Here is a 20,210-nt window from a genome sequence, read left to right on the forward strand (position 1 = left end):
ACCGAATTGACGTATTAATAAAAAATGGATGCTATGAAACAAGTTTTTATTTTACGAGGGCTGCCAGGCAGTGGTAAGTCATATTATGCACAAAATCTCGCCGAGGAACTTTCCGGTGCAGATGAAAGCCAATATTTTATTTGCTCAACAGATGATTACTTTGTTAACGAGCAAGGTGAGTACCATTTTGATAAGTTTAAATTATCGCAATATCACAATTTAAACTTGGCGCGTTTTATTAATGCCCTAGCACAAGGTATTGAACTGGTAATAGTGGATAACACCAATATTAAAAAGTGGGAATTTATTGCTTACTCACAAGCAGCCATTGCTTTAGGCTACCAGGTCAAAGAAGTCATTGTTGGCGAAGTGAAAGATAAATCGATGCAACACTTATATGCTAAGCGCAATAGCCATAACATACCGTTAAAAACGATTAGTAAAATGGCTTACATGTTTGAGTGGTAATTATTAAATTTTAGCTAATACGTCTATATCAGAGTGCGTAATGGCATCTAAATGGGCGGTGATTTTTTCACTGCTCCAGTCCCACCATGCAATCGCTAAAAGTTTATTAATAGTCTCATCATCAAAACGCTTTTTTATCAATTTTGCAGGGTTACCGCCTACAATACCATAGGCGGGCACATCAGACGTTACCACAGATTTACTTGCTATAATGGCACCATCACCGACTTTTACTCCTGGCATAATGGTGGCGTTGTAACCTATCCACACATCATTACCTATTTCAGTATCTCCCTTAAAAGGTAAATCACCTTGTTGAGGTGCAGATTTTTCCCAGCCATTACCAAATATAAAAAATGGATAGGTAGAAAAGCCGGAGGTTTGATGATTAGCCCCATTCATTATAAAAGTAACGTCTTTAGCTATCGCACAAAACTTACCTATGATAAGACGGTCCCCGATAAAATCGAAATGGTAAAGTACATTTTTTTCAAAGTTTTCAGGGCCATCAGGGTCGTCGTAATAGGTATAATCACCAACGTCTATATTCGCAGAGGTGATAAAGTTTTTTAAATAATCTACTTGAGGAAACCCTTCCATAGGTGATGGATTGTTTGGATTTGGTCCGTTCATAGTTTCCTCCAAAGTAGAATATATAAAGCGCTAGCTTTTAAATGCCGCCAGTGGATGAGAGGTACTAAGCGATACATTTACGTTATCACCAGGATTTACCACTACTTCATGACTCACGCGACTTGTAACCACAGTACCACAGGCTAGTTTTATGGCGCATAATCTGCTGCCGCCTTCAAAGCGTACCCAAATTACTTCGCCATTATTTCCTACACTGCTTTGTACTAATAATACATCATCTGGACGAAGTAACACCTCTACCTCACCGTTTTCACAGTCAACACCATGAGCGGGAACATTACCAATATCGGTAAGTGCTTGGCCGTTATTCAGCGTTCCTTTTATAAAACTAGCTTCACCTAAAAATCGTGCCACAAAGCGATTGTTGGGTGCACTAAAGCATTGCTCTGGGCTATCAATTTGCTGTATCTTTCCGCCTTTTAGTACACCCACGCGATCGCCCACCGAAAGTGCTTCTTCTTGATCGTGCGTTACCCAAATAGCGGGTACGCCGGCTTCTTTAAGCGCATTACGTATATCCCAACGTAGCATGTCTTTTAAAGCCGCGTCTAAGTTTGATAGTGGCTCATCAAGTAATACAAAGTCTGGCTGGTGGGCTAGGGTGCGCGCTAATGCAACACGCTGTTTTTGCCCCCCAGAAAGTGTCGCTGGTTTTTTATGTCTAAACGCATCTAAACCGAGTAGCTTTATCCAATGATCAGCAGGGCTTGTGTCTTTTAGTTTAAAACACACATTTTGCTCAACCGTTAAATGGGGAAACAACGCAAAGTCTTGAAACACCATACCCACACTGCGTTTTTCAGGGGCTACAGTATGCTTTGGTGTAGCAGTCCATTTAGCAACTTTAATTTCACCGTCGCTAATTGGTAAAAGCCCTGCTAGAGCCTGTAAAATAGTACTTTTACCACAACCTGTTGGACCAACAAGCATTAAAATTTCGCTTTCACCTAAAGTGAAATTTAAGTCACTAACAACACGATTACTGCCATAATCTATAGACAACTGACTTACAGATAGCATTTATATAAATCCTTAATGTTCAAACTGGTTGCGTTTCTCGCCAGACATCATAATAGCTAAAGCCGCCGCCGAAATCACCACCAACAATAACCCAGGTATTGCTGCGCGGCCAAAATAACCGGCTTCGTAAACACGCCATAAATAAGTAGATAAGGTTTCAAAACCAGTTGGACCCAATAATAGTGTGGCTTCTAATTCACGCATTGACTCTAAAAAGACTAAAGCGGCTCCTGCAATAATACCACGCATAGTCAGTGGTAAAGTAATACGTGTGAAAGCTTCACGTGGGCTTGCGCCTAATACCCGGGCTGATTTTACTAAGCTTGGATCGAGGTGCTCGGTGCTGGTACGCACAGAGCCAACCGCAAGTGGTAAAAAACGTAGCATATAAGCAATGATCAACAAGCCCAGTGTTTGATATAAAAAGGGTAGTTGTAAGCCGCCATAAACAAGCGCTGTGCCCATAACTATACCCGGAATACCAAAGCCAAAGTAAGTAACGCGTTCCATTACTTTACCTGCTTTTCCGGTTAATGCTGCATGCGCCACAGGAATAGCCACGATAACTGTAACAATAGCTGCAATGGCTGAAGCGTAAGTAGAGTGCCATGCAATACTAAAATCAAACGAACTAAAACCATCACGCACTAGCCAAAGTGTAAATACTGCGAGTGGTAAGCCAATAGCAAGTAATAAAATTGGTGCAAAGGTGGCAAACATCGCGCCTAATTGCCATTTTTTTGGGAATAAAATAAGAGGCCGGCCTTGGCGTTCAGACGCAGTTTTAATTTGCGATTCAAGCATTAGTAAAAAGCCAACAATTACCATTAGCTGCATAGACAACATAGCAGCACGGCTCAGTTCAAAGGCGTTATATTCTACGTAAATAACACGAGTGAAAGTATCTAGACGCATCATTGCCGGTGTACCAAAGTCTGATAGCGTATATAAGGCAACGAGTAACGAACCCGCAGCAATACCATTTACAACACGGGGCAAAATAACTTTAAACACGCTTTGTGTCATCGACATACCCAATGTACGAGCTGCATTGACCATATTGGCATCAAGACTTAGTAAGGAGGAGCGGGTTGTCATCATTACAAATGGGAAGGTATATAGGGTCATTACAATGGCGGCGCCAGTTAAGCCATACATAGAAGGGGTTTCAAAACCAAGTAAGTTATGTATTTCACCACCAGGGCCAAATGCAGCATAAAGCGTAAATGCACCAATATAACTTGGTATAGCTAAAGGGGCGGCAAATACTACTAACCAAAACTTTTTAAATGGCAGCTGCACATAAGCGCTAATAAACGCCAGTGGCACACCAATTAAAATTGAGCCTAATACAGTTAAGCCCATTAACGACAGGGTATTTCCTAAAATGGTTAAATTATGGCTATCAAAAAAAGAGCTTGCGTCACTGGCAAGCGTTATTAAAACAAAAATAGGAGTAAGGGTAACAAGCGCTGCAAGCAGCGCCATAGGATAAGATGGTGGTATTCGCATTATAAAACGCCGCTGCTGCGCATTAAGTCAATAGTTGGACGTAAGTCAGCCAACTGGGTTAAGTCTATTTTAGGTGGCGAAATACTGGTTAATTTAGGCAAGCCATCAGGTTGCTTTATGTCATTTACTAGCGGAATTTCATACGCTTCGCTCGCTAAATAACTTTGTACTTCAACGCTGAGTAAATAGCGCATAAAGTTAGTTGCTAGTGGGTCGTCAGATAGCGATAAAATACCGGAGGCATTCACTAAACAACCGGCATCTTGCTCTGTAAATGCAAGATCGAGTTTAGCGTCGGGCTTACCAGACTTCAAACGTAACGTGTAGTAGTGATTAGCAAAACCAATATCTACTTCACCACGTTCAACGCCCATTACTACACCGAGTTCGCCAGCGTAAGTTTTTGAGCGTTTTTGCACTTTTTTAAGCCATTTAGCAGTTTTATCATCGCCTTCTAAAATTCGCATAGCGGTAACAAACGATTGAAAAGAAGCATAAGCTGGTGCCCAACCAATACTTAAATCACTGTCGGCTATTTCCATAATGCTTGTTGGAATTTGCTCTTTGGTTAAACGCTCAGTATTAAAAGGCAAAGTACGTATACGACCAGTAACAGGTGCCCACTCATCGTATCTAAACTGTGGCTGTAGCTGTGCAGATAAATCACTAGGCATAGGTTTAGCAAGCCCTGCATCGGTTACTAAACCAATAGCGCCCGAGTCGACAGCCCAAAATAAGTCTGCACGTTTAACACCCGCTTTGGCTTCGGCAACAATCGTATTAGCCAAAGCTGCAGTTGGGCCGCGTCGAATAGCAAGATCTAAATCCGGGTTCTTTTTTTGAATGGCTTGTAAAACGTTTTCGTATAAGCCACCTTCACCACGTCCCAAATAAAGGGTGAGTGAGCCTTTTAGTTTAGGTAATGTATCTACCGACACGGGGTTGGCAATATCAGCGGCAAACGCGCGTGAAAGAGATAGCGGCAAAGCGCCAGCTACCCCTAACGCAGCTAAGCCTTGAATAAAGGTTCTGCGTTCCACTTAAAATACATCCTTACGTGACTTTTCTGCTTTTTCAATTAGCGTTTGTGCACGAGTTAACTTAGTTTGCATATCAACAACCACTTCGCGTACTTGATTTACTGTTTTATTACCTGAAATAGCCTGCGGTAGGGTTACGTTAAAGTCTTTTTCAAGAACTTCTACTAAGTTAGCGTCTTGCTCAATGAGTGTGCCTTCTACACCTTCAAATAAATGCAGGTAGGTATCGTGAACTATGCTTGTTGCTTCATCGCTTAAACGCTCTGCGTATTTAGCGACCACTCGGTCTAATTTGTGTTTAATTTCATCAATGGTCGCGCTTTGCGTCATTTCTTTTGTTGCTGTGGCTTTAACGCTTTTTAATAACCCTTTTTGTTGAAACTGAGCCGCTAGCTTAACTGCGCCTAGGCCTTGCCATAAAGCATTGTTCATTGCTTGTTGCTGCAAACGTACTTCTGAGGCTGGCTTTTTGTTATCAATAGCCATTTTTATGCCATACAAACCTTGCCAAATAGAGGCATACACAGGGACATAATTTGTTTCTATGGCGCTGTGAAATTTAACCGATTCCCAGTACTCAATTAAGTCATCAGTATTAACTGCTTTAGCGCCTTTTTTCTCGTAATCGCTTACTAGGGTATCAACCTTTGAAACCATCCACTCAACGTCTTCGTTGTAGGTTTTTAAATTAGCTTGAAGGTGATTAACATGCTCACCAATTGGGCCGTTAGCAAGTGCCGGTTGTGCAAAAATCGCAGAAGCGAGTAAAAAAGTTGCACTTAATGTCTTGGCAGGCTTAAGTAATATTTTCATAGCAAGTGAGTCCATAAATGTTATTGTAAATGATAGTCATTATCATATCCCTAAACATCCCTTAGATCAACACACTAAATCAAGCCAAGGGGTTAAATTTACTAAACTTTACAGAGGAATAATAACTAAATAGAAATATCAATTTAATTTTAACTTTAGTGGCTAAAATAATTAACCATCTATACGTAATGTTTACCCTTTATGGCGTTATATATAGCATCGCAAAGCTGTTTAATACTGGCATCGTCACTTATATACGGTGGCATTAAGTAAATTAGTTTACCAAAGGGGCGTATCCACACTCCTTTGCTAACAAAATAAGCCTGTATTTTAGCTACATCTACTATTCCTGCCTCATCTGTCAGTTCTACCACGCCAATTGCACCTAAAGTGCGAACATTAACTACATCAGTAAGTGAGCCACACTGATGTAATGGTTGAAGTGCTTGGTTTATTTCACTAATTCGTTTTTGCCAATCTTGTTCAAGCAATAAGTCTATACTGGCACATGCCACAGCGCAGGCGAGTGGATTGCCCATAAATGTAGGTCCGTGCATCAAAACACCGGCTTCACCTTCGCTAATGCCTATCGCTATTTTATCGGTCGTTAACGTGGCTGATAAGGTCATGGTGCCGCCGGTGAGTGCCTTGCCAATACAAAGTATATCTGGCTGTACATTGGCGTGCTCTACAGCAAACATTTTACCTGTACGGCCAAAGCCTGTGGCAATTTCATCACAAATGAGCAATACATCGTATTGAGTACATAACTTGCGCACACAGGCTAAATATTCAGGATGATAAAAGTTCATTCCTCCCGCGTTTTGTACTATGGGTTCAATAATAAAGGCGGCAACATGCTGGTGGTGTTTTAAAAAATAGTGTTCTAGTTCATCCGCCTCGGCTTGATTAAACTCGTTATTAAATTGGCTAACAGGTGCAGGTACAAATACATGCTCAGGTAAAAAGCCAGAGTACAAGCTATGCATAGAATTAACCGGATCGCACACACTCATGGCTGCAAAAGTATCGCCATGATAGCCCTTAAATGGAGTCATTAACTTTTGTTTAGTATTAATGCCTTGGCTTAACCAATACTGCAGTGCCATTTTAATCGCTACTTCAACACTTACCGAGCCGCTGTCGGCTAAAAATACTTTGTTTAAATGTTCAGGCGTTATTGCTACTAGCTTTTTACAAAGCTCCACTGCACTGTAATGGGTAATGCCGCCAAACATTACATGGCTCATTTTATTGATTTGCTCTGTCATCGCATGATTTAAAGCAGGATGATTGTAGCCATGTATTGCGCTCCACCAAGAGGCCATACCGTCGATGAGTTTCTCGCCTGTTTCTAGGTGTATAAGGTTGTGATTAGCGTTTGTAACAGGGTAAACCGGAATTGGTTGAGTCATTGATGTATAAGGGTGCCAAATGTGATTTCGGTCAAAATCAAGGTCTATTGTATGCTTTGTGTTCATATGTAAACTTTAAATAAGTGAGCTTCGTTGACAATGGTACGGCAATACGTATTCTAAGCCAATAACACCAAGAGCAAAAAATAAAAGAGAGTATTATGGAGCTTGCAACAGTTCGCCACGATTGGACCCATAGCGAGGTTAAAGCCTTATTTGAAATGCCGTTTAACGATCTGCTTTTTAAAGCCGCGACCGTACACCGTGCTAATTTTAATCCTAATCAGGTGCAAATTTCTACTTTACTATCTATAAAAACAGGTGCTTGCCCTGAAGATTGTAAATATTGCCCGCAGTCGGGTCATTATAAAACCGATCTAGAACGAGAGCGCCTGCTAGAAGTAGAAAAAGTAGTAGAGCAAGCACGCCTTGCAAAACAAAAAGGCGCCACCCGTTTTTGTATGGGCGCTGCGTGGTCAGATCCTAAAGATCGTGATATGCCGTACATTTCAAAAATGGTTAAAGAAGTAAAAGAGCTTGGCCTTGAAACCTGTATGACCCTAGGTAAGCTTACCAATGAAAAAGCCCATGCGCTGAGTGATGCAGGGCTTGACTACTATAACCATAATTTAGATACCTCACCTGAATACTACGAACAAATTATATCTACCCGTACCTTTGCAGACAGACTAAACACTATTGATCATGTGCGTGATGCCGGTATGAAAGTTTGTTCTGGCGGTATTGTCGGTATGGGTGAGCAACCCAGCGATCGTTATGGGTTATTAATGCAATTGGCTAATTTACCGCAGCAACCAGAAAGCGTCCCTATTAATATGCTAGTAAAAGTAAAAGGAACACCGCTTGAAAACGTAGACGACTTAGATCAGTTTGAGTTTATTCGTACTATTGCCACCGCGCGTATTATGATGCCGCATAGCTATGTACGTTTATCGGCAGGGCGCAGCGCAATGAATGAGCAAATGCAATCGATGTGTTTTTTTGCCGGTGCTAATTCCATTTTTTATGGTGATAAACTCCTTACTACCGAAAACCCAGAAGCAGATGCCGATATGCAATTAATTAAAAAACTGGGTATGAACCCTGAAACGGCGGAAGACTATTCAGATGAAGCCGTTGCTGCGTCGTTATCTTCTAAAGTGGCCGATAAAGCCAGTTCAGAATTGTTTTATCCTGCTTAACATTGTGTATTGCTATGTCATTTGATTTTATAAATAGCCATTTACAAGCGCGCCAGCAAAGCGCGCTCAACCGCAAGCGTTATGTTATTGAGCAAGCCAGTGCGCGTGAAATTATAGTTGATAATAAACGCTATCTTAACTTTGCCAGTAACGACTACCTAGGCTTTGCGGATGAGCCCACTTTGCTTGAAGGTATGCATAGCTTAGGAAGTCACAGCTCTGCTTTAGTTACTGGCTATCAAGGAGCGCAGCAACAGCTCGAAAAATACTTATGTGCTCAGTTGGGCTATAACAATGCCATGCTGTTTAATTCGGGCTTTAGTGCTAATAGCAGTGTTATAAAAGCGTTATTCCAAGATAAAACTATTGCTCAACAAAGTGCGATTTTTCAGGATAAACTCAATCATGCGAGCTTAATCGATGGCGCCTTACATGCAAACGCAGCGCTTGTGCGCTTTAACCATAACGACATGAATCATTTACGTTCACGGCTGGAAAAGTCCAATGCTAAGTATAAACTGATCGTGAGTGAGGGGGTATTCTCAATGGATGGCGACCAAGCACCATTAATTGAGTTACTGAGTTTAGCTAAAGCACATAACGCCTGGTTAATGATAGACGATGCGCATGGCTTTGGCGTACTGGGAAAATCGGGTTTGGGAAGCTGTGAGCCACTTATAGCGGCAGATAATTTACCAGATATTTTAGTGATCACCTTTGGTAAAGCGGTGGCAAGTAGCGGGGCGTGTGTATTAGGTTCAAGTGAATTTATTGATTACATGTTGCAGTTTAACCGCGATTACACTTATTCGACTGCAATGTCGCCATTTATTGCTTTGCATACATTATCAAGAATCAAAACCATACGTGATGCTAACCACAAGCGAGCAAAATTAAACGCTAATATTGCTTTATTTAAACGTTTAGCCAATGAACACAAAATTGCCTTAATGGATTCGACCACCGCCATTCAACCCCTAGTTTTAGGGTGTGCCGAACAGACCTTAAAAGCCTGTGAGAAGCTCAAACAGCAGGGGATTTGGCTAACCGCTATTCGCCCGCCCACGGTGCAGCATAATACCTCAAGGCTTCGCGTTACCTTAACCGCCGCCCATACCGAGCAAGATATTACAACATTGGTAAACTGTTTAAAAAAGGCCATTGCATGATAAGCGCACATGCTACAAATGCTAACTCGCGTATAAAGTCACCGTTAGCTTGTTTAGCTGTTAATAGTTTAAAGCAGGTAACGCAACGCAAGTTTTCAACGGCGGCAAAACAATATGTAGCCCACGCACATGTACAAAAGCAAGCTGCAATCGATTTAATTAAACTCATTAAGCTTGATGCGATCACAAAGCACAAACATTGTGTTGATTTAGGCGCTGGGCCGTTAGTGAATACCGAAGAGTTACAAGGAATATATGAACAAGTAATTGCCATGGATTTAAGCCTTACCATGCTTAAAAATAGTGCAGTAACCGCACCGCGTATTTGCGCCGACATGGATAATTTGCCATTACAACAAAATAGTATTGATGTGGTATTTAGTAATTTTGCAATGCAATGGTCGGCTAATTTTGAAATGCTAATGCATTCATTACATTCAGCTTTAAAGCCTGGCGGGCAGGCGTACATAAGTACGGTGGTGGAAGGCTCACTACATGAAATAAAAACGGCGTTTGCCACGCTTGATTCGCATAGCCACATTAATAACTTTTTAAGTAGCGATAATATAAACCAATCGGTCAAAAGGGCTGGGTTTATTGTTAATAACGCGACAGAGGTTATTTATACTGATGAGTTTACCAGCCCGCTTAAAGCGATTAGCTCAATTAAAGCCATTGGTGCAACGTCGCAAAATAAAGCAACGCAGCGCCCTGGTTTATTAACTAAATCGGCGCTACAAAAAGTATGTGCGGCGTATCCGCTTAGAAACAACCAAGCCCATGTATCTTACCATGTGGTATTGTTATCATTAGAAAAAGCAAAAATTTAAAGGTAAGGCAATGCAGCAATTTTTTATTACCGGTACCGATACCGACGCTGGTAAAACCCACGTAACTAGTTTGCTATTAAAGTTACTCGCCCAACATAAGCAGCGTGCAATAGGTTTTAAACCGATTGCATCAGGGTGTGAACTTGCGTTTGATCAGCTCGTGAATGCCGATGCCTTAATGCTAATGGAAAGCGCGACTGTGAGTGCTAAATACGACATAATTAATCCGTTTGCTTTTGAGCCCGCCATAGCTCCGCACATTGCAGCAGAGCAAGTGGGAGTAACCCTAAGCGTTGAAAAGCTACTTACCGCTTATAAAAATGTGAAGCAACAAGGTGCAGACTACCTGCTAACAGAAGGTGCGGGCGGCTGGGCATTGCCAATTAACGACAACGAATATTTATATGACTGGGTAAAAGCAGAGCAATTACCCGTAATATTGGTAGTAGGGATGAAACTAGGCTGTATAAATCATGCATTACTCACTGCAGCACATATGCAAAGTATGGGTGTTAATTGCATTGGCTGGATTGCCAACCAAGTTGATGCCACTATGGATGAATACCAAGCAAACCTAGATTCACTTAAAGCACGCTTACCATTCCCGTTGCTTGCTATAAGCCCCTATACCGAGCAAACCCCTAAATTACAAATTTATAAAACCCTTCTTACTGCACTTGCTATAAATGCCTAAACTATACTGCTTTGTAATTTTATAAATATACAAAGCAGTTTATATATTAAATACACCGGTTTAATAAATATGTTTAGCGCCTTGAAATACACACCTTGTATGCATATATAACGCTAATTACTCAGTGCTATTGTTACTAAGGAAATAACAAATACAATGACCCACCCATTTATTAATAACTACGCTTATAATACGCAGTTGAAGGCCGAATCAGCTCTACCAAAAAGAGCTCTACCTAAAACCCGTGTAGGTATTTTAGGTGGGGGAACTGCAGGGGCAACAATTGCGATTCGCCTTGCGGCATTGGGCATAAAAACGACTATATTTGAGAAAAAAACGTCACTTATTGACGGCCCTCCTATGTGCCATCTGCACGCCGGTGGTAATTTATACCGTGAAATTCCAGATCAAGACTGTATAGATTTACTAAAACAGTGTATCGATATTTTACGACTATATCCTTACAGCATAGATGTACGCCCAACTGTATTTGCTGTGCCAACGCGTGATGATGATTCACCGGATGATTTACTGCCAAGGTTAGACAAGCTTACTAACGCATATAAAGACTTAATTGAACAAGATCATAATAATAAAGTTCTTGGCGAGCCTGATAATTACTATCAGCTTTATAGCCATGAGCAAATGATAACCTTGAGTAAAAAAGAGCAGGTTACTGAGCCTAAAACGCTAGACGAGTGGATGATCCCCGTTGCTAAGCATTTAAACTTAAACAAAGTAAAATACCCACTTATTGTTGTTCAAGAATACGGTTGGAATATATTTAGATTATCAGCAAGTGCGCAACTTGCGCTTGCCCAGTACGAACACGCTAATGTTCTTACCAGCACAGAGGTAAAGCAAGTCAGCAAAGTTGAGCAAAGTAGTGCTAAAAATCAAATGCCAAAATGGAAAATTGAATATCAAAACAACCAAAGCAACAAGACCCAAACAGCAGAAGTAGATTACCTTATAAACGCCTGTGGCTTTCAAACCGGTATTGTTGATGACATGGTAGGCGTAAAGCCCAAGCGTATGGTCGAATTTAAAGCCTCATACATTGCACACTGGCAAGGCGCTGGCGGGAAAATACCCGAAATTATTATTTATGGTAACCGAGGCACACCCGAGGGCATGGCACAATTAACGCCGTACCCTAATGGCTTTTATCAAATTCATGGTATGACTAACTCAATTACCTTGTTTAACGATGGCCTAGCAGATACAGCCGAGCAAACGGCACAGCCACAACTGCCTGCTAAGTACTTAAATTATATAAATAATGGTTGGGATCAGCAGGTGCTAAAAGCACGTGGTCAAAAAGCGATTGATTATGTAGCTGAGTTTGTACCAGCATTTAAAAACGCTAATACGCAAAACAATGCCTTGTTTGGCGGCCAACAGATCCCAGGCGAAGACGACACCTTGCGCGTTGCCGACGTAAGTTTATATTCGCATATTAGCTACGCACGAGCCGAAAATGTAAAAGCGTCATCAACTTTGATCGCTGCTGACGAAATAGTAGCTGAATTTGTAAAGCTTGGTTTAATTTGCACAGAACACGACAGTAATAACCACCGTAAGCATCACCAATGGGCCTACCTTAAGAACAGTTGTAATGAAGATATAAGTAAAATTGCACAAGTACTTGCAAAAGAGCGAGGCTTCCCCACAGATATGGCAAATGTTAATCACGGTATATATAAAAGCGTATAGTATAAAAACAAAATAACTTATTGAATTATATTGTTTTTAGAAGTGTATTTTTACTGTTGAACAGAAAAAAACCTAGAAAGTTTAACTTAATTAAATATATATAAAACTTTAAAAATATCCCTTGCGTTATGACATAGTTTGTCACAGAATAGCATTGATGTTATGACATAGTGTGTCATAACGCAGTGGTTGCTATGGCCGATCAACAAAAAGAAATCGCTCAGCAATAAATGTTATTTTTGGAGACCATGTATGAAACGTGTATTTTTGTTTTTATTAACTAACCTAGCGGTTATGTTGGTATTAGGTGTTGTGCTTTCAATAATAATGAGTGCGCTGGGCTTAAGCCATCGTAGCCTGGGTGGTATTTTATTAATAGCTGCTGTATTTGGTTTTGGTGGGTCGTTTATTTCTTTGTATATGTCGAAATGGATGGCGAAAAAATCAACCGGTGCGCAGGTTATTACAAAACCAAGTAACGAAACCGAGCAGTGGTTAATGAATACGGTTGCCGCGCAAGCTAAAAAAGCCGGTATTAATATGCCGGAAGTGGCTATTTACGACAGCCCAGAAATGAACGCGTTTGCAACCGGCCCGAGTAAAAATAACTCGCTGGTGGCGGTAAGTACGGGTTTATTACACAACATGACCCAAGATCAAGCCGAGGCAGTGCTTGCGCACGAAGTATCGCACGTGGCTAATGGCGACATGGTAACGCTAACGCTTATTCAAGGCGTGGTTAATACCTTTGTTATTTTTGCCGCAAAAGTGCTGGCGGGCATAGTAGATAATTTTATAAATAGCGATGAAGAAGAGGGCGGCAGCAGTTGGACTTACTTCTTATTCGATATGTTATTCCAAGTATTATTTGGTGTATTAGCCAGTGTTGTGGTTGCCCATTACAGCCGCAAGCGTGAATTTGCAGCCGATAACGGCGCAGCTCAGTTGGTAGGCGCAGATAAAATGCGTTCAGCCCTTGAGCGATTAAAGCAAAACCACCCATCGCAATTAGAAGGCTCAATGATGGCCTTTGGTATTGCCAGTGGTAAAGGCATGGCTGAGTTGTTTTCATCTCACCCACCGCTTGATGCACGTATAGACGCACTACGCAAGTAATTACGTAAATTAGTAAATATACAAAGCCAGCTTAACAGCTGGTTTTTTTATACTTGCAATCTAGTGCCTTTTATGCAAGCTTAATGTGGAGTACGAAAAATACTCATTAATTTTTTATTTGTTATAAGTTCTCTAATATAAGGAAATAAATATGAAGTTACTTAAAGTATTAGTCGTTGTTGCAATTGCTTTACCAAGTGTTGTTTTAGCTAATCAGCATGTAATTACAGCAAACAAACAAGTTTTCTCTTCGGATAATAAAACCCAAAAATATATAGGTGACGTACACCTTTCATTTGACTATAAAAATAAATTTCAAACCACATCAAACAGCGTTAGCTTTAACAATGGCGATACAGTAATGGAAGGAGAAGTAGTTATAACCTTTAATAATATTACCGCAGTAACTGATAAAGTTACTTTTTCTGAGTCTGATTCAGGTGTTTTAGCTAAAATGGATGAAGTGACTTTTACTTATAAGTAATTGTTTATTTAGAAACACAAAAGCCAGCTTGTTTGCTGGCTTTTTAATATTCTGTATATGGGTTATTTATCAAAAATAATATCGGTAATTCCCTCAGGCGAAAGTATTTCAATCCAGTAACCGTCTGGGTCTTTAATAAAGGCAAGGCCTTTCATTGAGCCGCCACCTGGCTGTTTTACAAACTCCACATCGTATTTAGCAAAGCGTTCGCACGCTGCATATACATCAGGTACGCTAATACCAATATGGCCAAAGCCTTTTGGTTCTTCATTACCACTGTGATAACCGCTAAAGCTGTCGTCGTTTTCAGCACCCCAGTTATGGGTAAGTTCAATCAGCGCAGGGCGGCGAAACACCCATTGAGTTTTTTCTTTATCATCGCCTTTAGGCATATCTTGCTCGTAGCCTAAAAAGTACAAAGTAAACTCCATACCAGGAAAGTCGTACTTACCTAATAGTTTCATACCCAATACGTTTTCATAAAATGCCAGCGACGGTTTTGGATCTTTAATACGCAACATAGTTTGCTGCATCACATAGCCCTCAGTGGCCTGTGCAATTTGCTCTGGAGATTCGTTATAGCTAGACATGATATATCCTTAATAAAATGACTGAAAAAACCTTAATGGATTTAAAAAGGCAGGGTGAACGCTCATCATAATAAACAGCAGCAAAAATTAAAACCACTGAGCTAAATTATCAGCCTGTGAATTGAGTGTTTTTAAAGCAGAAAATGGCTTAATTAGCGGCACTGTTTATTTATACAGTATTTGTTTTTGTCCCATAACATTATTAAAAGTCGTTTTGGTGTATTTTAGCAATAGTCATTTTATAGCCTACGTAATTACTTGTTTACATTAAACTTATTTAGTGGAATTATTAAGCAATGTAATATACGCCGTTTTGGGGTGTTATAACCCCCCAAAGTGGTGTTCAAAAAGCTGTTAACTTGCCTTCAAATTTAGGAGTATAACTTGGAAGAAAAACAAGAAGAACAACTAGAGCTACTGCCTAAAAAACAGGTTGATTTGCGACTTCAGTTTATTCATAGGCCTATTAGAAGGCGGTGGTTTTCAAGAAAGTACCCATTTTTAATACAAAATGAACCTTTTGAGTATGGTTTGAAAATCAAAAATATTGGTTCAGAGTCATTTTCTGGGGCAACAATTTCCGAGTTCACAATAAGTTCAGGTGATGGTTTCTCTGGTTTTGCACAACAGGCTCAGTCTACACCAAAAATTAAGGCGTTAAATCCTAATGAAGAGTATGAACTCTACTTTGATAGATATACTTTTTGGCACGAAGGCTCAATTGGCACAAGATGTAAATTAAGCCCCGATAAAGAAGGAGAAGTAATTAAAACTTATCAACATCATAGAGATCATGATTTTGATGAACCATACAAAAATGAAAATGAATGGTGGCATGATTATTATTGTCAAAGCCAGCAGCAATTGCTTCAAACACGAACTAATAACCTTATTTTAGTACTAACAGTGATAACTGTAATAGAAGCGGTATTCGGATTGAAATATTCATTAAAGTTAATTATTGGCTCTATTGCATGGGGATTAAGTCAATTAACAACATTGTTGCAGTGGTTGGCAAGTTAACAAGAATTTCAAGCGGGACAAAATACAGTTGGCTTTTTGTTCACTACGTTCATCTATTTTAGCCAACTATATTTTGCCCCTTAAATGGGCTTTATATTTCTAAGGAAAGTGATGAGTATTCTGAAAAATGCAATCGACTCCATCCAAGTTGGTGTTGAAGATTACAACCTAGAAGATGAACGTCGTAATGCATCTGCGATAAGAAACATATTCGCCGGAATTTTACTTTTATATAAAGAAAAATTGTGTGAGCTATCCCCAGCTGAAGATAAAGAGCTACTGATCAGAAAAAAAATCAGTCCAGTATTAAACGAAGATGGTGAACTTGAATTTCAGGGAAATGGGCATAATACAGTCGACGTTCAAATGATTAAAGAAAGATTCAAATCATTAAAAGTTACTGTTGAGTGGGGGCGATTTGATGAAATCAATAGACTTAGAAATGATCTTGAACATTACTATACGACAATTAGCTCTGATTCAGTCAGGGAGATCGTAAGCAAATCATTTATGCTTATACGTGACTTTGTCTCAAATGAATTAAATCAAAATCCAGCAACAATGTTCGGAGAAGATTGCTGGCAGTCACTATTGAATGTTGCTGATGTCTACGAAAAAGAAGAGGAAGAATGTAAAGCGTCACTTGATAAAATTGACTGGGAATTCAGCATTGTCCCCGAGTTACTCAATAAGCTAAGATGTAAATCGTGCCACTCCTCTCTAGTCTTTGCTCCTTACGAGGACGATTCCTACCCAATTATTAATCTCACTTGCCGTTCTTGCGATCTTGATTTTTGTTTTGATGAAGTGGTTACAGAATGTGTTAAAGAATCTCTTTATGGTGAAGTGGTTCGTGCTGCTATGGATGGTGGTGAGAGCCCTTATGATACCTGTCCTGAATGTGGTGAGAGTACATATATCCATGAAGAAGAATGTTGCATAAAATGTAAATATACACAGGAATACTTAAATTGCGATAGGTGTGGTTCTTCTTTAACTCTAGATGAGCAGTATATCGATGGCACATGTGGATATTGCCAGCATCAATATGAAAAAATGATGGCAGAATAAAAATATAACAAGAGATTTAAATAGAACTAAAACAGTAGGTTACGTTTCGCTTTGCTCTACATTATAACCCACTATTTTAGTCCGCTTAAGCAGGCGTTACAAGGCATAAGATAATCCATCATGAAACGTGAAGCAGTATTAGAAGATGTTGAATTAAATCCTCTCGGAGAAATTCGAATGGGATGTGATGCTTATGGAGTTACGCTTAAAACCAGTTTTGGTGACTTTGATGTATTTAAAAATATCCCTATTTTAATTGGCCATACTGATCACTCAAAATGTATAGAGCAATCGAAGTGTAATCGCTATTTGCTTCTTAGAGGCGAGTTCGGTACATATATTTTAGATATAAAAGACCAATCCATAAGTGTTTATAAAACGACAATTCGTGGAGAAAACAACGAATGGAGTGAAGAGCAAGCTATCTTTGGTAAAGATAAAATTCATATCAACGGTTTCTCTCGTCATTACTATCTTCAATTTCCATTTGTTAGACAGGCTTCTTTCTATGAAGTACTTGGGAAATACGAAGTATTGCGGAAAGAACAAATACAGGCAGCAGTAGATGCCTTGTAACAAGAATATCAATGATCGCCAGCAGAGCTGGCTGGACGCGCAAAAAGCCGCGCGCCATTATATTGGCGTTAGGCATCTTTAAACAAAATAGGGTCAAATCTTGACTTCAAACATCAAATTCATGCGGCAATTTTATAAGCTGTTTTTAAAATAAAATGCTGGTAGCTCACTAGCTAATTAATTTCTAAGTCAAATTAAGGAAAAGGATTATTTATGAAAGGTATTAATTATGAAAGGTATTAGACGTATTTGGTTTTGGTTTACGCTAGTTGTGTGCCCATTGTTAATTATTTTAGGTTTGGCTACCTTTGCACAGTTATTAGGGCAGTACATGTATTCTCAGCAATTTAGTTTTTCTTCGCTATCTAGTTTTCAAATTGCATTTATGGGGGGCGGAATTTGTGCGTTTTCTGTATTTTTATGCACATTAAAAGAAGCAAAAATACGCTTTTTTGCAAAATGAGTTAGTTAATAAGGAAACTACGGTTGTTGGTGGGCTCGGCTAGGTTTGCTTGGTTTTGAGCCTCTTTTAAAACGGGTGTAAAATTAACAGCTATTAAATGGACGATTCAAGGATGAACAAAGGATTATTAAAATCGTGGAATCACGATAAAGGCTTTGGCTTTATTAAATCAACCACACAGAGATGAATGTATTTATAAAATGGTTGATTTTAGCTGCATTAATTATTGCCGCTATTGCTTGTTATTCGTATGGTAGCACACTGGCTTATTTATTTTTATTATTGCGGGCTTTGTTTTTGAAATGGCGTTTTGGTTTAAGGTGTTTCCTATAAAAAAGAAATCATCATGATGGAAGTCGATTTTACTCACCAAAGAAAAACTTATTCCACACAGATAAATCCTTCATTATTTTGCTAGAGTAATTATTAGTTTTAAAAAAATAATGGAGTACTTTATTACTCCATTATTTGTAAGAACTTTAATTTAGTGAAATTATTTACTCTGTTTCAGCTTCTAAAGACTTTCTATCGTCTGCAAATAAACCTTTCCATTTGCTTGGAATATAGCTGTCGATTATTTTTGTTTCAGTATTTAGTTCTGCGAGTGAGTCTTTTAATCGAGCCATAGTTTTTGGTATATTTTGGCTAGTATCACCAACTACTGAGCGAACTAAGCTTTGACTAAGTTGATTGACAGAGATCCCCCCAGACTGTTGTTCTAATGTGGTGTATACATCAACTTGATAACCTGTTTGATATTGAACAACACATATGAAGAACGTTGTTCTTTCACTCCATCCGCTAACTGATTTATCTGACTTCATAGTGAGAATAGGAGATTCACACTGAGGTATTTTCATAGCTGAACCTCCTGATGCTTGTGATAAAGCTGAGAATCCGCTCATCACGTTACCTAACTGTGTATTTTGAATGGACTAACTAATTTAAAACGAGATGCTTTAATATATTAATTATGGGTGTCACTTTATGTTTTTGTTTAAAACATCATGTGCTAAATTTATTACAGCTATATTTACAGGGAAGATAAAATGACAAAGCGATTACGTTTTTTATTACCATCAGTATTATTTTGTTTTGGAACAAGCGCGCTAGCAGCTGAGCCGGTTTTATATTACGGCGGAGATATCCTCACTATGGAAGGAGAAAAGCCGCATTATGAGGAAGCTTTAGTTGAGTCAGAAGGGCGGATTGTTTACCTTGGCAGCTTAGCGAAAGCCAGAGAAAAGTTTGACAATCTACAAAACAAAGACCTTCAAGGGAGAACACTTTTACCCGGTTTTTTGGATGCCCATAGCCATATGTACAATACGGGTTTAATTGCGCAATTGGCAAATTTATTACCTCCTCCCGATGGCCCCGGTGCAAATTTTAATAGTTTAGTGACAACAACCAAAAAGTGGATGGAGTCTGCTGAAGGGAAATTCATTATCGGAAAATTTGGTTGGGTGTTAGCTAATGGGTATGACGATTCGCAGCTTAGCGAAAAACAACATCCAACTAAAGATGTTCTAGATAAAATTTCGTCTAAATACCCAGTGCTTATAATGCATCAATCGGGTCATCTAGCAAGTGTCAATTCAAAAGCTCTAGAAGTGGGTGGCTACACAAAGGATACCAAAGACCCCAAAGGCGGTGTAATTAGACGTTTGGCTGATAATAGTCCTAATGGCGTGCTTGAAGAAGCGGCTTTTTTTAATCTATTACTGCCTATTGTTGCCACTAAATCTGATGCTGAAGTACAACAGAGGTCCATTGAGCTTGCTCAGCTGGAGTATGCTAAAAATGGATATTTAACAGCTCAAGATGGCCGCACCACAGCGGATGCGACTTCGGCATTAGAAAGAGCAGCTCGTGAAAAATCGCTATTCATTGATGTTGTTTCATACCCTGACATTGTTTGGAATAAGTCAGCTGTTAAACCCGAATTTTATAATTCAGATCGCAGTTATGTTAATCGATACAGAATAGGGGGTGTTAAATTAACTTTAGATGGTTCACCACAAGGAAAAACGGCTTGGTTATCATCACATTATCATACGCCGCCCGAGGGTAAACCGCTGGATTATAAAGGTTATCCTATCATGAGTGATGAGATGGCCATTAATATTCAATATTTTGAAGAAACAAGTAAAGGTACGCTAGCTGAGGGAAAACTCGCGGATTTCGTCATTTTAAGTAACAACCCTTTAAAAGTGGAACCACTTACTATTAAGGATATAAAAATAGTGCAAAGCATTAAAGAAGGTCATGTTGTATATTCAAATTGATATTCAACATGAAACAATTTTAACGCTTAACTATACGACGGCTTTAGTCGCCGTCGTATTAAACCT

General features: G+C 39.5%; 21 protein-coding genes. 13 read left to right on the forward strand and 8 right to left on the reverse strand.

The window, feature by feature from the left end; all coding sequences use genetic code 11:
* The first annotated feature begins 33 nt into the window (after window positions 1-33).
* A complete protein-coding gene (locus MTF66_RS10720) occupies window positions 34-468 on the forward strand; it encodes an ATP-binding protein (protein ID WP_008113825.1) in 435 nt (144 codons plus the stop codon).
* A 3-nt stretch (window positions 469-471) separates the two neighbouring features.
* Here MTF66_RS10720 and MTF66_RS10725 read toward each other — a convergent pair whose 3' ends face one another.
* From MTF66_RS10725 to bioA, 6 genes are all read right to left on the reverse strand, one after another.
* On the reverse strand, window positions 472-1,101 hold the full coding sequence (locus tag MTF66_RS10725) for a Vat family streptogramin A O-acetyltransferase (RefSeq protein ID WP_248527210.1): 630 nt from the start codon (window positions 1,099-1,101) through the stop codon (window positions 472-474).
* 30 nt (window positions 1,102-1,131) lie between these two features.
* On the reverse strand, window positions 1,132-2,142 hold the full coding sequence (locus tag MTF66_RS10730) for an ABC transporter ATP-binding protein (protein ID WP_248527211.1): 1,011 nt from the start codon (window positions 2,140-2,142) through the stop codon (window positions 1,132-1,134).
* Window positions 2,143-2,154: 12 nt separating this feature from the next.
* Window positions 2,155-3,654 carry an iron ABC transporter permease gene (locus tag MTF66_RS10735; RefSeq protein WP_109874617.1) on the reverse strand — a complete coding sequence of 500 codons (1,500 nt, stop codon included), beginning with the start codon at window positions 3,652-3,654 and terminating at the stop codon, window positions 2,155-2,157.
* Complete coding sequence (locus MTF66_RS10740; protein WP_138621950.1) at window positions 3,654-4,694, reverse strand: ABC transporter substrate-binding protein; 1,041 nt, start codon at window positions 4,692-4,694, stop codon at window positions 3,654-3,656. The genes MTF66_RS10735 and MTF66_RS10740 overlap by 1 nt, the downstream gene beginning before the upstream one ends.
* A complete protein-coding gene (locus tag MTF66_RS10745) occupies window positions 4,695-5,507 on the reverse strand; it encodes a hypothetical protein (RefSeq protein ID WP_054201198.1) in 813 nt (270 codons plus the stop codon).
* Between the two features lie 179 nt (window positions 5,508-5,686).
* Window positions 5,687-6,988: an adenosylmethionine--8-amino-7-oxononanoate transaminase gene (bioA, locus tag MTF66_RS10750; protein ID WP_248527212.1), complete on the reverse strand. Its 1,302-nt coding sequence runs from the start codon at window positions 6,986-6,988 to the stop codon at window positions 5,687-5,689.
* Window positions 6,989-7,083: 95 nt separating this feature from the next.
* On the opposite strand from bioA, the gene bioB reads away from it, so the two are divergent.
* From bioB to MTF66_RS10785, 7 genes are all read left to right on the forward strand, one after another.
* Window positions 7,084-8,124 (forward strand): biotin synthase BioB, encoded by a 1,041-nt coding sequence (gene bioB, locus MTF66_RS10755; RefSeq protein ID WP_010390068.1) that lies wholly within the window; start codon window positions 7,084-7,086, stop codon window positions 8,122-8,124.
* Between the two features lie 14 nt (window positions 8,125-8,138).
* Complete coding sequence (locus MTF66_RS10760; RefSeq protein ID WP_248527213.1) at window positions 8,139-9,293, forward strand: 8-amino-7-oxononanoate synthase; 1,155 nt, start codon at window positions 8,139-8,141, stop codon at window positions 9,291-9,293.
* Window positions 9,290-10,123, forward strand: coding sequence for a methyltransferase domain-containing protein (locus MTF66_RS10765; RefSeq protein WP_248527214.1), 834 nt, complete (start codon window positions 9,290-9,292; stop codon window positions 10,121-10,123). Before MTF66_RS10760 ends, MTF66_RS10765 begins: the two co-directional genes overlap by 4 nt.
* A 10-nt stretch (window positions 10,124-10,133) precedes the next feature.
* Window positions 10,134-10,817 carry a dethiobiotin synthase gene (gene bioD, locus MTF66_RS10770; protein WP_138594985.1) on the forward strand — a complete coding sequence of 228 codons (684 nt, stop codon included), beginning with the start codon at window positions 10,134-10,136 and terminating at the stop codon, window positions 10,815-10,817.
* Window positions 10,818-10,973: 156 nt separating this feature from the next.
* Entirely contained in the window at window positions 10,974-12,533 is a 1,560-nt protein-coding gene (locus tag MTF66_RS10775) for an FAD-dependent oxidoreductase (RefSeq protein ID WP_248527215.1), read from the forward strand.
* 252 nt (window positions 12,534-12,785) lie between these two features.
* Window positions 12,786-13,649, forward strand: a complete 864-nt coding sequence (htpX, locus tag MTF66_RS10780) for a protease HtpX (RefSeq protein WP_248527216.1) — start codon at window positions 12,786-12,788, stop codon at window positions 13,647-13,649.
* A gap of 151 nt (window positions 13,650-13,800) precedes the next feature.
* On the forward strand, window positions 13,801-14,133 hold the full coding sequence (locus MTF66_RS10785; RefSeq protein WP_248527217.1) for a hypothetical protein: 333 nt from the start codon (window positions 13,801-13,803) through the stop codon (window positions 14,131-14,133).
* Window positions 14,134-14,195: 62 nt separating this feature from the next.
* Here MTF66_RS10785 and gloA read toward each other — a convergent pair whose 3' ends face one another.
* The gene (gene gloA, locus MTF66_RS10790) at window positions 14,196-14,723 is read right to left on the reverse strand and encodes a lactoylglutathione lyase (RefSeq protein ID WP_248527218.1); all 528 of its coding nucleotides are present in this window, start codon (window positions 14,721-14,723) and stop codon (window positions 14,196-14,198) included.
* 384 nt (window positions 14,724-15,107) lie between these two features.
* Between gloA and MTF66_RS10795 the strand changes: the two genes are divergently transcribed.
* From MTF66_RS10795 to MTF66_RS10810, 4 genes are all read left to right on the forward strand, one after another.
* Entirely contained in the window at window positions 15,108-15,746 is a 639-nt protein-coding gene (locus MTF66_RS10795) for a hypothetical protein (RefSeq protein ID WP_248527219.1), read from the forward strand.
* 111 nt (window positions 15,747-15,857) lie between these two features.
* Window positions 15,858-16,817, forward strand: coding sequence for a hypothetical protein (locus MTF66_RS10800; RefSeq protein ID WP_248527220.1), 960 nt, complete (start codon window positions 15,858-15,860; stop codon window positions 16,815-16,817).
* A 120-nt stretch (window positions 16,818-16,937) separates the two neighbouring features.
* Window positions 16,938-17,393, forward strand: coding sequence for a hypothetical protein (locus MTF66_RS10805; RefSeq protein ID WP_248527221.1), 456 nt, complete (start codon window positions 16,938-16,940; stop codon window positions 17,391-17,393).
* 229 nt (window positions 17,394-17,622) lie between these two features.
* Window positions 17,623-17,856, forward strand: a complete 234-nt coding sequence (locus MTF66_RS10810) for a hypothetical protein (RefSeq protein WP_138594973.1) — start codon at window positions 17,623-17,625, stop codon at window positions 17,854-17,856.
* Between the two features lie 497 nt (window positions 17,857-18,353).
* Here the strand turns inward: MTF66_RS10810 and MTF66_RS10815 are convergent, their stop codons facing one another.
* Window positions 18,354-18,716, reverse strand: coding sequence for a hypothetical protein (locus tag MTF66_RS10815; RefSeq protein WP_248527222.1), 363 nt, complete (start codon window positions 18,714-18,716; stop codon window positions 18,354-18,356).
* 189 nt (window positions 18,717-18,905) lie between these two features.
* Between MTF66_RS10815 and MTF66_RS10820 the strand changes: the two genes are divergently transcribed.
* Window positions 18,906-20,144, forward strand: coding sequence for an amidohydrolase (locus MTF66_RS10820; protein WP_248527223.1), 1,239 nt, complete (start codon window positions 18,906-18,908; stop codon window positions 20,142-20,144).
* Window positions 20,145-20,210: the final 66 nt, after the last annotated feature.

The organism is Pseudoalteromonas sp. 2CM39R (assembly GCF_023161845.1).

Coding starts and splice junctions, on each gene's coding strand:
- MTF66_RS10720 (WP_008113825.1), top strand. CDS start 34: ATGAAACAAGTTTTTATTTTACGAGGGCTGCCAGGCAGTGGTAAGTCA.
- MTF66_RS10725 (WP_248527210.1), bottom strand. CDS start 1,101: ATGAACGGACCAAATCCAAACAATCCATCACCTATGGAAGGGTTTCCT.
- MTF66_RS10730 (WP_248527211.1), bottom strand. CDS start 2,142: ATGCTATCTGTAAGTCAGTTGTCTATAGATTATGGCAGTAATCGTGTT.
- MTF66_RS10735 (WP_109874617.1), bottom strand. CDS start 3,654: ATGCGAATACCACCATCTTATCCTATGGCGCTGCTTGCAGCGCTTGTT.
- MTF66_RS10745 (WP_054201198.1), bottom strand. CDS start 5,507: ATGAAAATATTACTTAAGCCTGCCAAGACATTAAGTGCAACTTTTTTA.
- bioA (WP_248527212.1), bottom strand. CDS start 6,988: ATGAACACAAAGCATACAATAGACCTTGATTTTGACCGAAATCACATT.
- bioB (WP_010390068.1), top strand. CDS start 7,084: ATGGAGCTTGCAACAGTTCGCCACGATTGGACCCATAGCGAGGTTAAA.
- MTF66_RS10760 (WP_248527213.1), top strand. CDS start 8,139: ATGTCATTTGATTTTATAAATAGCCATTTACAAGCGCGCCAGCAAAGC.
- MTF66_RS10765 (WP_248527214.1), top strand. CDS start 9,290: ATGATAAGCGCACATGCTACAAATGCTAACTCGCGTATAAAGTCACCG.
- bioD (WP_138594985.1), top strand. CDS start 10,134: ATGCAGCAATTTTTTATTACCGGTACCGATACCGACGCTGGTAAAACC.
- MTF66_RS10775 (WP_248527215.1), top strand. CDS start 10,974: ATGACCCACCCATTTATTAATAACTACGCTTATAATACGCAGTTGAAG.
- htpX (WP_248527216.1), top strand. CDS start 12,786: ATGAAACGTGTATTTTTGTTTTTATTAACTAACCTAGCGGTTATGTTG.
- MTF66_RS10785 (WP_248527217.1), top strand. CDS start 13,801: ATGAAGTTACTTAAAGTATTAGTCGTTGTTGCAATTGCTTTACCAAGT.
- gloA (WP_248527218.1), bottom strand. CDS start 14,723: ATGTCTAGCTATAACGAATCTCCAGAGCAAATTGCACAGGCCACTGAG.
- MTF66_RS10800 (WP_248527220.1), top strand. CDS start 15,858: ATGAGTATTCTGAAAAATGCAATCGACTCCATCCAAGTTGGTGTTGAA.
- MTF66_RS10805 (WP_248527221.1), top strand. CDS start 16,938: ATGAAACGTGAAGCAGTATTAGAAGATGTTGAATTAAATCCTCTCGGA.
- MTF66_RS10810 (WP_138594973.1), top strand. CDS start 17,623: ATGAAAGGTATTAGACGTATTTGGTTTTGGTTTACGCTAGTTGTGTGC.
- MTF66_RS10815 (WP_248527222.1), bottom strand. CDS start 18,716: ATGAAAATACCTCAGTGTGAATCTCCTATTCTCACTATGAAGTCAGAT.
- MTF66_RS10820 (WP_248527223.1), top strand. CDS start 18,906: ATGACAAAGCGATTACGTTTTTTATTACCATCAGTATTATTTTGTTTT.